Genomic DNA, 12,113 nt, shown 5'->3' with positions numbered 1-12,113 from the left:
AAGATATAAAGGTAAACTAAATGTATAAGAATTTTATTATATGGATCTTCCCCTTTCCAGTTTCAAGACATTGGTAACTGCTGCCGGAATTTCTTCCTGGTAGTGCGTAACGAATATAAGGGTCAGATCCATCACACCACATAGGATATCGATAACATGTTTGAAATGATCCTTTTGTTGCTGGTCCAATCCCTGGCAGGGTTCATCGAAAATGAGCAATGGGGGTTCTTTTACCAGGGCGCGGGCCAGGAGGGTCAGTCGCTGTACACTTTCGGGAACTCCTTTAAAAGCCTGGTTTGCATATGATGCAATGTCCAGTATATCCATCCACGCAGCGGCGTGTTCCTGTTGTTCAGCAGTGCCCTGGCGGTTGCTACCGATAATATCAAAGAAGCCTGATACTACTACCTGCAGGCAATTACTGCCGGCCTGGAAGTATTGGTGTAATTCGGGTGATACAAAGCCTATCTTCTTTTTAATATCCCAGATGCTTTCTCCGCTACCTCTCTTCCGGTCAAACAGGTACAGTTCCTGTGCATAAGCCTGTGGATTATCGCCATTGATCAGGCTTAGCAGGGTCGATTTCCCTGCGCCGTTATGACCGAGCAAAGCCCATTTTTCATTAGGCTTTACTATCCAGTTAACATCGTCGAGGATCAAATGTTCGCCATACTGTACTTTTATGTGCTCCATCCTGATGATGGTTTCATATGGAGACGGCGTGTTTTTCACAATCGCCCTTATCTTTTCTTCGTCTACCTGCCAGCTTTGGGTAGTAGTTGCCTGAGGTATTTTCAGGTATTCTTCCCGTGTGTACTTCCCTGTTATACGGCCTTCTTCCAATGTCAGGACATGGGTGATATTTTCCGGTATTTCCGTAGGGGAAGTGACCAGCAATACGGTCGTACCTCCGGCAATGATCCTGTTCACCATGTCACTGAAGTGCTTTCTCGTTTGAACGTCCAAACCACTGAAAGGATTGTCCAGCATCAGCAATACCGGCTGTTTTAACAATGATTTTGCAATCATCACACGGCGGGTTTCTCCGTTGGAGAGCTTGATCAGCTCTTTATCCATCAATGCCGGGATCTTCAGTGGTTCCAGGATGGGCGTCTGTTCAGGCGTACCGCCGGATTCTCCGTAGAGGTATTCCCGTACGGTAGGTGCGTCTGAAGAGTCCATGCTATTGAACCGCTGCTGATAGTAGAAGTCTGTGGTGGTATTGGAGCGGTTTCTGAAGGTATGGTGGTGTCCTACCAATGCCTGCAGGTCGCGGTAACTGAAATATGGGTCGGTGATGGTATGCTGCTGGCGGTAAGTTTCGCTGAAATGATGATGTATACTGCCATTGATCACATTGAACTTTCCTGCTATTGTACTGAGAAGGGCGGATTTACCGGAGCCACTGGGGCCGGTGATCGCCCATTGTTCTCCTGTATTGATATGCCAGTCCAGACCGGTGAAAAGGGTTTTATCCAGGTAACGAACAGTGATGTGCTCAAGTGATAGGAATGGAATGGCATGGGTACTCATAATGTTGCTGTTTCTCGAAATTCGAGGGCTAATTTATTATTTTTTATTGTGGGATTTGGTATTTGTTGTTTGTTGCCGTTACCGGGGGCGAACCGCGCAACAAACAACGGGGGAACGTTATCATTATCCCGGGGTTTTCAACCCCGCGCTACAAACAACGGGACTCCTAACGGAGTCCTATTGTGTTTTGTTAATTATTTTTTATTGTGGGATTAGGTATTTGTTGTGTTTGTTGCCGTTACCGGGGGCGAACCGCGCAACAAACAACGGGGGAACGTTATCATTATCCCGGGGTTTTCAACCCCGCGCTACAAACAACGGGACTCCTAACGGAGTCCTATTGTGTTTTGTTAATTATTTTTTATTGTGGGATTTGGTATTTGTTGTTTGTTGCCGTTCCCGGGGTAGAAAACCCGCACAACACCCCCGGGGGAACGTCATTATTCAATCCGGGGCCCCAATCATTTTTCATACCCGGGGTTTTCAACCCCGCGCTACAAACAACGGGACTCCTACCGGAGTCCTATTGTGTTTTGTTAATTATTTTTTATTGTGGGATTTGGTATTTGTTGTGTTTGTTGTCGTTCCTGGGGTAAAAAACCCGCACAACACCCCCGGGGAAACGTTATTATTCAATCCGGGGCCCGCAATTATTTTTCGTCCCCGGGGTTTTCAACCCCGCGTTACAAACAACGGGACTCCTAACGGAGTCCTATTGTGTTTTGTTAATTATTTTTTATTGTAGCATTTGGTATTTGTTGTGTTTGTTGTCGTTCCCGGGGTTGAAAACCCGCACAACAACCCCGGGGAAACGTCATTATTCAATCCGGGGCCTGCAATTATTTTTCGTCCCCGGGGTTTTCAACCCCGCGCTACAAACAACGGGACACCTGACGGAGTCCTATTGTGTTTTGTTAATTATTTTTTATTGTAGCATTTGGTATTTGTTGTGTTTGTTGTCGTTCCCGGGGTTGAAAACCCACACAACAACCCCGGGGAAACGTCATTATTCAATCCGGGGCCTGCAATTATTTTTCGTCCCCGGGGTTTTCAACCCCGCGCTACAAACAACGGGACACCTGACGGCGTCCTATTATGTTTTGTTAATTACATTTGTTGTAGACACGCGATTTTTTATGAAGGAGGGTGGCATTATTATATAGGCCCGTTTGCAATTGGGAAGAAGGCTCAAATCAATAAACAACAATCTTATGATACATTGGATTACCAAGACGTTTGAAGAGTTAACGACGCAGGAGTTATACGCATTATTACGCCTGAGGAGCGAGGTGTTTGTGGTGGAACAGAACTGCGTTTTCCAGGATATGGATAATGCCGACCAGCTGGCTGTGCATATCATGGGATTTGATGATGAGCTGGAGAATGAACTGGTTGCCTATACCCGTGTGTTTGGTCCGGGGATCAAGTTTGATATGTGTTCCATTGGAAGGGTGGTGACTTCTCCCCGCGCCCGGAGAACTGGTATTGGCAAAAAGCTGATGGAACATTCTATTGCCGTAGTGGAAGAGCGGTTCGGTAAAGTGCCTATCAAAATAGGCGCACAGCAGTACCTGGAGAAGTTCTACGCTTCTTTAGGCTTTAAACAAAGCAGTGAGATGTACCTGGAAGATAACATCCCACATATTGAAATGATCAGGGAAGTTTAGTCCTTCTTCTTTTTAGGCTCCCGGGATTCGCGGATCTTTAGTTTGTACAGTGGCAGGTAATAAGATACCGTATAGGTCATATCGAACTGCGAACTCTTGGAGCCGCTGCCAAAACCCGGAATAATAATAGGATCAAACCCTTCAACTGCATTGTTGCTGACCATGATCTTTTCCCGTACTGCCCATCCCAGGAAGAAATTAGGGAGCGCTTCTACTCTCATACCGAATGTCAGCTCGATCCAGTGGGCGGTCATGTTTGTTTTAGGGAATGAGCCGGGCGTTTCAGAATCCCAGTATTTATTGTGGATATTGTAGGCAGGAACTTCGTAGGTATTTCGGGCAAAGCCATAGTGGATACCGCCGTATACCATATTTTTATCACTGGGATCTTTCTTTTTCAGGAAATCATAGTCTATCCCAACGGTGGCATATGCGCCACTGCCTTTATAAGTATAGCTGCTGTCGCTGTGAGAGGTACGGTTGTAGCCGACTTCGAAAGCGCCATAGAGCTTTTTATTGAGGCGTACGTCTGCCTGTACCGCTACGTCAGTTCTGTAGGGCTGGAAGAAGTGCAGTGCAAAGCGGCTGATGTCTATACCTAGACGGAGGCCGCCGGGAACGTAATAGATGGAATCCGGTTTCTTTGCCGGAACAGGGGCTGCCGTCGGACGTTGCGCTGTCCTGGGACCGGATGTATCCACTGCCTTTTTGGTGGGGGCAGCTGTTACCGGCGGACGTTGCGCAGGTTTTCGGGCGGTGGTATCAACAGCCGTTTTTTTGATACTGGTATCTCCCGCAGGTTTTACCTGAGCCTGAGCAGCTTGTGTGAGCAGGCCGGCCAGACTAATAGATAAAGAATAAAGAAATGTGCGTATCATTCGTGCTGTTTACTTCCCTGTTATTAATATGTAAAGAGTCGATGGTGTTATAGGTGGTAATCACCGTATCGAGGGTAAAGAAGGTGGCAAATCCACATCCTGGCGACACAAAGTTCTGTTTCCTTTTATACCGGAAGGTCAGGGTGTCGGGAACCATAGTGGAATCCAGTTTCAGGTAAAACCTGCTGCTATCTGCCAGTGGGTCTAAAGACATAAACACGCTCGATCTTGGCACGTTCCTGACGATTGAGTCTTTTCCCAGTGCAAACAGGGTCACCTTTGGCCAGATGGTATCTTTCACTAAAAAGCCTTGCAATGTGTCCTTCTTAAAGTTCATGCCCAGATCACTGATCAGGGTCTGGTCACAACTTTTGGTTTCATCTTCACAGGCCGCAAATACTGACAACAGCAGTATTGCTATAATCCCAGAAATGTATTTCATGCCTGCAAATTACGAGTTCCCTTTACAAGTTCCGCTTTCCGCAGGTGAAATTAATCACCCCCAGAAAGCGGCTATATCATATGTGCCTGAGAAGGCGCCAATAATAAAATGGTGTGCCGGCTGTTAATTTTTCAGTTCCAGCTTCAGGAATCGGGCGGTATGGCTGTCTTTACAGTTAGCCACTTCTTCAGGTGTACCGCTGCAGAGGATCGTACCTCCACCGCCGCCTCCTTCAGGCCCCAGGTCGATAATATGATCGGCCATTTTGATCACGTCCAGGTTATGTTCAATTACCAGTACGGTATTACCCCGGTCTACCAGTTTATTGAGAACGTTCAGGAGCAGCTGGATATCCTGGAAATGAAGACCTGTAGTAGGCTCGTCCAGGATGTAGATGGTCTTGCCGGTATCTTTCTTGGACAGTTCAGTAGCCAGCTTCACGCGCTGGGCTTCCCCACCGGAAAGTGTTACTGCCGATTGTCCCAGGGTGATGTAGCCTAAGCCCACATCCTGGAGCGTTTTAACCTTGCGGTAGATGTAGTTGACAGGCTGGAAGAACTCCACTGCTTCATCTACGGTCATATCCAGTACGTCGGAAATGGATTTCCCTTTATACCGGATTTCAAGTGTTTCCCTGTTGTAGCGGCGTCCGTTACATTTCTCGCAGTGTACGTATACATCCGGGAGGAAGTTCATTTCAATCACGCGCATGCCGCCGCCTTCACAAACATCACAGCGTCCGCTTTTCACATTGAAGGAGAAACGGCCTGCATTGTAACCCCTGATCTTGGCTTCCGGTACCTGGGAGAACAGCTGACGGATGTCTGTAAAGAATCCGCAGTAAGTAGCAGGGTTGCTCCGGGGAGTACGTCCGATCGGGGACTGGTCTATTTCTATTACCTTATCGATGTTCTCCAGGCCTTTGATGCTTTTGTAAGGCATCGGCTCCAGTTTGGAGTCGTAGGCATGTTTACTGAGGATAGGGTACAATGTTTCGTTGATCAGGGTGGACTTTCCACTACCGGATACGCCTGTAACGCAGATGAATACCCCGAGCGGGAATTTCACGCTGACGTTTTTCAGGTTATTACCGGTGGCGCCTTTCAGTTCCAGGGCCTTACCATTGCCTTTACGGCGTTCGGCAGGTACTGGTACTACCCGTTTCCCGTTCAGGTAACCGGCGGTAGGCGTGTCCATTTTTAATATATGAGTAGGTGTGCCCTGAGCGATGATCTGGCCACCGTGTACACCGGCTCCGGGACCAATGTCCACCAGGTAATCGGCGTGCAGCATGATGTCTTTGTCATGTTCCACTACGATTACTGTGTTGCCCATCTCTTTCAGGTTGCGGAGGGCATCGATCAGTTGCATGTTATCCCGCTGGTGAAGTCCGATACTGGGTTCATCCAGTATGTAAGTAATCCCCATCAGCTGGGAGCCTATCTGTGTAGCCAGGCGTATACGCTGACTCTCGCCGCCACTCAGTGTACGGGTGGAGCGGTAGAGGGTGAGATAGTTCAGGCCTACATTGAGCAGGAAGCCCAGACGCTCACGGATCTCTTTGAGGATATCTTTGGCAATGACGTTCTGCTTCTTATCCAGGCGCTTCTCAATGTCTTTGAACCAGACCTGTAATTTGTCGAGGTCCATACTGCCCAGTTCCGCGATATTCTTCTCATCCACTTTAAAGAAGAGGCTCTCCTTTTTCAGGCGGGTGCCATTACATTCCGGGCAGGAGTGCAGCTTCATGAAGCTTTCTGCCCAGTTGCGTACAGCATCGGAGGAGGTATCGTTGAAATAGCGGCGTACGGTGTTGATCACCCCTTCAAATTCGTTATTGTAAGCTTCTTCTGCACTGTCGCCAAACTCCATGTCCATTTCCAGCTTACCGTTCTCGTCGCCGAACAGCAGGAGGTTTAATGTCTTCTGCGGCAGTTCGGAGATAGGTGCTGTCAGGGAGAATTTATGTTTACGGGCCAGCTGCTGTACCTGTTTGAAGGTAAAGGTATCACGGGCTTCACCGAGGGGCGCAAGGCCTCCGTCGTTGATAGAAACGGAATTATCCGGGATGATGGCATCCATATCTACCTGGTAGATGGTACCCAGACCTTTACAGCGGGGGCAGGCTCCGTAGGGAGAGTTAAAGGAGAAAGTGTTGGGAGATGGCTCTTCGTAGGAAAGGCCGGTGTCCTCACACATCAGTTGTTTACTGTACTGGCTGACTTTTCCGCTGTCGTTGTCCATGATAAAGAGCAGGCCTTTACCCATCTGGAGGGCTTTCTGCACGCTCTGGCTGATACGGGTGCGGGCATCATCCTGTACCTGGATGCGGTCCACCACCAGTTCAATGTCATGGATCTTGTAACGGTCTACCTGCATACGTTCTTTCAGGTCAAGGATCTCACCGTTGACGCGTACTTTGAGGTAGCCCTGTTTACGGAGTTGTTCGAACAGCTCGCGGTAGTGTCCTTTACGGCCACGGATCAGCGGAGCTAGTATGACCAGCTTTTTCTTCGGGTAGTTTTTGAACACATGGTCCAGGATCTCTTCTTCGGAGAAACGGGTCATGCGTTTGCCGGTATTATATGAATAGGCAACGCCTACACGTGCGTAGAGCAGACGGAGGAAGTCATAGATCTCCGTGATGGTACCCACCGTAGAACGGGGGTTTTTGTTGGTCGTTTTCTGTTCGATGGAGATTACCGGGGAAAGGCCGGTGATCTTATCCACGTCAGGTCTTTCCATATCACCGATAAACTGGCGGGCGTAGGCGGAGAAGCTCTCCATGTATCGCCTTTGTCCTTCGGCATAAATAGTATCGAACGCAAGGGAGGATTTTCCGCTTCCGCTGATGCCTGTAATGACTACCAGTTTATTCTTGGGTAACTGCAGGTCCAGGTTTTTCAGGTTATGTGACCTGGCGCCAAACACTGCTATATGGTCATCTGCCGTGACCGGTGCCGGGTCGGGCGTTATTACATTCTCTTTCTTCTTTGCCATATCGGTTTAAAAAGCCGAGGTCCATCGGAAGAGGTACCACGGACTAATTTAGACTACTAAACTACGGCATAATTACGAGTTTACTAAAAATTTTAGTGAGGCTGAGTAGTAACAGATTGACTGTCAATTCAAGTGAGAAACGGGTAGGTGTATAGTGTATGCGAAAAATTTGTCTTGAGGAGGAAGAACCCTACAGATAATCTGGTGAATTTTGGTCGCCCCGGCTCTATTTAGCGGTAGGTGTGGGAGTTGTTTTATCGGTGATACTGTACCAGATTTTATCCGAAGGAAAAAGTACGCTTTATCCATGCCTTTACCATGCCTTTGATATGGCTTTGCTATACCTTTAAGTTGGACCTGTGGCAATTCGGACCAACAGCGAAGCAGATATGAAAAGAGCGAATTACTGCTGTAATTCGCTCTTTTCATTATAATATGGTCTGGCCGATTAAGCCTTGTATTTTTTGAATATTACGATCGCGTTGTGACCACCAAAACCGAAGGTATTGCTCATAGCAACATTTACCGTACGTTCCTGTGCCTTACCGAGGGTCAGGTTCAGGTTGGTAGGGATACCTTCACCCAATGTGGAGGTATTGATGGTTGGAGGTACCAGGTCGAACTGTGTTGCCTTGATACAAGCGATCGCTTCAATTGCGCCGGCAGCACCCAGCAGGTGACCGGTCATTGATTTGGTAGCGCTGATGTTCAGTTTGGTGATATGATCGCCGAACACGCCGGTGATACCTTTCAGTTCGCTAACATCACCCAGCGGGGTAGAGGTAGCGTGTGCGTTGATATAATCAACATCTTCAGGTTTCAGATCAGCATCTTCCAGGGCTCTTTGCATACCCAGGCGGGCACCGAGGCCTTCAGGATGGGTAGCGGTGAGGTGATAAGCGTCAGCGGTCATAGCGCCACCTACCATTTCTGCATAGATGGTAGCACCTCTTTTCACTGCGTGCTCATACTCTTCCAGGATGATGGCGCCAGCGCCTTCGCCCATTACGAAACCATCACGGTCAGCGTCAAACGGACGGGAAGCGGTAGCATGATCGTCATTGCGGGTAGACAGTGCCTTGAGGGCATTGAAACCGGCAATACCTGCGCGGGTAACAGGTGCTTCGGAGCCACCAGCTACGATAGCGTTGGCCTTACCCAGGCGGATATAGTTGAAAGCATCTACCAGTGCACTGCTGGAAGAAGCGCAGGCAGATACAGTACAGTAGTTCACACCCATGAAACCATATTTCATGGAGATCTGACCTGCTGCGATATCGGAGATCAGTTTGGGAATAAAGAAAGGATTGAATTTAGGAACGAAGTTGCCCTGGGCAAATTCAACGATCTGGTCTTCGAAGGTTTGCATACCACCGTTACCAGACGCCCAGATCACACCGATTTGTGTCTTGTCCACACCATCCAGGTGGAGGCCTGCATGTTCAACAGCTTCCTGGGCAGCTACCATGGCATATTGCGTAAACATGTCCATTTTACGGGCTTCCTTCTTCTCCATGAATTTTTCTATATCGAAACCCTTCAGTTCGCAGGCGAACTTAGTTTTAAACTCCGTAGTGTCGAAACGGGTAATAGGACCAGCACCACCGGTACCAGATTTCAGACTATTCCAGAATGTGTTTACATCGTTTCCGATAGGCGTTAAGGCCCCCAGCCCGGTAACCACAACCCTTTTTAACGTAACAGTGCGCATAATGCTTTGACTTTAAAATCGAAAGTTAGAGCGCAAATTTAGTCACTTATTCTTATGATTACGCATATTCATAAGATTTATGTGTCATATAAATAAAAAGGGAGCAATTTATCAGGCTACGGCGCTGGTTGCCGGCACGGCGGCCACGTCTATTTTTTGTGTCCGGGCCTTCAGAAAAGCAATAATTTCCTCATCTGAGTTGAATCTGTTGCCAATATTCACAAAATTCCTGGCCAGGAGGTCGTAGCGTTTCCCCATGAGGTAAAGCCAGACGTGCAGGAAGTGGATACCGTCAAATACGATAGCGTCGTTGGCAATATACTCTGGTAGTGTTTTCCGGAAATAGTGCGGATGTTCTGTCCAGTGCATGGAGGGTTTTACGTGATGGCTGATGTGGTAGCCGTCATTCCAGCATTTATGGTTGTATTTGGTATTGATACAGGTAATACTGTTTTTATATGAGTTGTCGGGCTCGTTGGCGTCGATAAAGGCATGTTGTGCCCAGTTGCCCACCATCATAATGATCCGGGAGATCACAAAGGGGATGATAAATACCGTTAGGGTAGCCGGGAAGTTGATGAAAGAGAGTCCGATACAGGCGAGGAAAAAGAGCAGCTCTCCCCTGGCGGCTCTGACCATCAGTTTCTGGCGGTGCTTGCGGATAAAATACTGGCAGAGGGTGACAATACCCATAAATACAAAACTTGCCAGGTATTTGCTGAAGTCTCTGAAAGAGTCACGCTGGTAGGCCATGGTGCTGCTTTCGTCGTCCGGCATATTGTTCTCCGGATGGTGCATACCGATATGATGGCTGTAGTAGGTTTCGGGTGTTTGTCCAAAGAGTGGTCCTATTACCCAGGGGAGGTAATGGTTCAGAAAACCGTATTCCTTCTTAAAGAACACCCGATGGCTGGTGCAATGGAGCATGAGACCAAAGGAGCCTTTATACCGGAAGTTGTTCAGAATCTGGTAAGCAATGGCGGCGGTCCACCATAGCCATCCGGGCACAGGTAAATATAAAATGATTGCCAGTGGCAATAATATAAGTGTCAGTTCCAATGTGAGATAAACAAAGGGCAGGTCGCGTTCATCGCGGATCAAGGATTTACAAAATCGCTGGAAAGTATTGTCTGGCCTGGCGGGGCTAATGTATACCGGATCGGTGAGTACCCCTGTGAATATTTTCATTAACAGTTGTTTAGGTCTGATCGCATTGGTTATATTAAGTTAAACGAATAAATCGGATAAATCTTATTCTAAAAAACTTTTGGATAAATTAGAATAATTCCTATTTTTGCAACCCCTAACGGGGAAATTGATTCGGTGAGATGCCTGAGTGGCCGAAAGGAACGGTTTGCTAAACCGTCGTACGGGTTAAACTGTACCGAGGGTTCGAATCCCTCTCTCACCGCAAGCTTTAAAGCCTTCAAGTCGAAAGATTGGAGGCTTTTTTGTTTTCAATGAATTATCGAATCTGAGGAACATTTATCCCAGTCAATTTAGCAGCCATCACATCAAAATAGCTGCACTTTCCACATAATATTTTATTCCAATTACATAATAAATGTCTTCAATCAAAGAGAACGGCTTGCTTATTTTAAGCCCCATACTAGCATACTGAAAACCTAGAATTTGATAAAATTTAGGGATTATAAACCTAGTATTCATATGAATTTTAGGTTTATGATCCTTATATTTGTTAATAATTTTGCCTAAATGGTTAAAAGAGCGATATATGATCAAATTCTTAGCAATCTTTTTAAAGGGAAAGCTATTATCATCACTGGTCCAAGACAGGTTGGCAAGACGACCTTACTTCAGGCTATAATGGAACAAGCGGAAGGAAAAGTACTTTACTTGAATTGTGATGAGCCTGATATTCGGCCATTATTGACAAATGCAAGTTCAACATCTCTGAAATCGCTTATAGGAGATAATACGCTAGTATTAATAGACGAAGCCCAACGGGTTAATAATATTGGTGTTACCTTAAAACTGCTTGTTGATAACTTCAAAAATGTGCAGATCATTGCAACTGGTTCTTCAGCATTGGAGTTGGCTAATGAAATCAATGAACCCCTCACAGGTCGTAAACGGGAATATCATTTATATCCCTTCTCAACTACAGAAATGGTAGCCAATAGCTCTATACTACAAGAAAACAGGCTACTTGAACAACGTATGATATATGGATTTTATCCTGATATTGTAAATTACCCAACAGATGCACAAGCCAACCTGTTAGAATTGTCTAATAACTATCTTTTTAAGGATGTACTTTCATTACAGGATGTACGTAAACCAGCCTTATTAGAAAGATTACTGATAGCAATTGCGTTACAGGTAGGTAGCGAAATTTCTTATAACGAAATAGGACAAACCATTGGTACCGATAATAAAACAGTTGATCGGTATATTGAACTATTGGAGAAGTGTTTTGTGGTATTTCAGATTGGCGGATTTAGTCGTAATCTGCGTAATGAAATCAAAAAAGGGAAAAAGATATATTTCTATGATAATGGCATTAGAAATGCGTTGATCAAGAATTTTTCCCCACTAGAGTTAAGGCAAGATATTGGCGCTCTCTTTGAGAACTTTCTGGTCAGCGAAAGAATGAAAGCTAATCATTATGCAAATCATTATGTGAATGCTTATTTTTGGCGCACTCACCAACAACAGGAAGTTGACTTGATTGAAGAGTCGGGAGGAAAACTTTATGCATGGGAGTTTAAGTGGAATGAAAAGGCTAAAGCTAAAATTCCGAAAGCATTTTTGGATGCCTATCCTGATAGTATAGCCAATATTATCAACAGAACTAATTATATGGAATTTGTAAATGGTTTAACAATCCCCTGAATTTCAGATAAATCATCTGTAAAAAG

8 protein-coding genes and 1 tRNA gene are annotated in these 12,113 nt (G+C 46.3%); 3 read left to right on the top strand and 6 right to left on the bottom strand.

Translation table 11 applies throughout. The features are described from left to right. Positions 1-36: 36 nt before the first annotated feature. Complete coding sequence (locus BLR32_RS03205) at positions 37-1,533, bottom strand: ATP-binding cassette domain-containing protein (RefSeq protein WP_089828790.1); 1,497 nt, start codon at positions 1,531-1,533, stop codon at positions 37-39. A 1,211-nt stretch (positions 1,534-2,744) separates the two neighbouring features. Between BLR32_RS03205 and BLR32_RS03200 the strand changes: the two genes are divergently transcribed. Continuing rightward, positions 2,745-3,200, top strand: coding sequence for a GNAT family N-acetyltransferase (locus BLR32_RS03200; RefSeq protein ID WP_089828789.1), 456 nt, complete (start codon positions 2,745-2,747; stop codon positions 3,198-3,200). On the opposite strand, the gene BLR32_RS03195 is transcribed toward BLR32_RS03200, so the two are convergent. The 5 genes from BLR32_RS03195 to BLR32_RS03170 all read right to left on the bottom strand — a co-directional run bounded on the left by BLR32_RS03195 (position 3,197) and on the right by BLR32_RS03170 (position 10,419). Further along, on the bottom strand, positions 3,197-4,078 hold the full coding sequence (locus BLR32_RS03195; protein ID WP_089828788.1) for a DUF6048 family protein: 882 nt from the start codon (positions 4,076-4,078) through the stop codon (positions 3,197-3,199). The genes BLR32_RS03200 and BLR32_RS03195 overlap by 4 nt on opposite strands. Next, entirely contained in the window at positions 4,044-4,520 is a 477-nt protein-coding gene (locus tag BLR32_RS03190; RefSeq protein WP_089828787.1) for a DUF6452 family protein, read from the bottom strand. The genes BLR32_RS03195 and BLR32_RS03190 overlap by 35 nt, the downstream gene beginning before the upstream one ends. 123 nt (positions 4,521-4,643) lie before the next feature. Further along, the gene (uvrA, locus tag BLR32_RS03185) at positions 4,644-7,520 is read right to left on the bottom strand and encodes an excinuclease ABC subunit UvrA (RefSeq protein ID WP_089828786.1); all 2,877 of its coding nucleotides are present in this window, start codon (positions 7,518-7,520) and stop codon (positions 4,644-4,646) included. Positions 7,521-7,968: 448 nt separating this feature from the next. Beyond that, complete coding sequence (gene fabF, locus BLR32_RS03175) at positions 7,969-9,231, bottom strand: beta-ketoacyl-ACP synthase II (RefSeq protein WP_089828784.1); 1,263 nt, start codon at positions 9,229-9,231, stop codon at positions 7,969-7,971. A 111-nt stretch (positions 9,232-9,342) separates the two neighbouring features. Further along, positions 9,343-10,419, bottom strand: a complete 1,077-nt coding sequence (locus BLR32_RS03170; RefSeq protein ID WP_089828783.1) for a fatty acid desaturase family protein — start codon at positions 10,417-10,419, stop codon at positions 9,343-9,345. A gap of 134 nt (positions 10,420-10,553) precedes the next feature. Between BLR32_RS03170 and BLR32_RS03165 the strand changes: the two genes are divergently transcribed. Both BLR32_RS03165 and BLR32_RS03160 read left to right on the top strand, forming a co-directional pair. Then, positions 10,554-10,642, top strand: a tRNA-Ser gene (locus tag BLR32_RS03165). A 305-nt stretch (positions 10,643-10,947) separates the two neighbouring features. After that, the gene (locus BLR32_RS03160; RefSeq protein ID WP_089828782.1) at positions 10,948-12,087 is read left to right on the top strand and encodes an ATP-binding protein; all 1,140 of its coding nucleotides are present in this window, start codon (positions 10,948-10,950) and stop codon (positions 12,085-12,087) included. Positions 12,088-12,113: the final 26 nt, after the last annotated feature.

This window comes from Chitinophaga filiformis, assembly GCF_900102545.1.
GTDB lineage: Bacteria > Bacteroidota > Bacteroidia > Chitinophagales > Chitinophagaceae > Chitinophaga > Chitinophaga filiformis.
The sequence above is the reverse complement of the archived record's forward strand: the minus strand, read 5'-3'. Positions and strand labels throughout refer to the sequence as shown.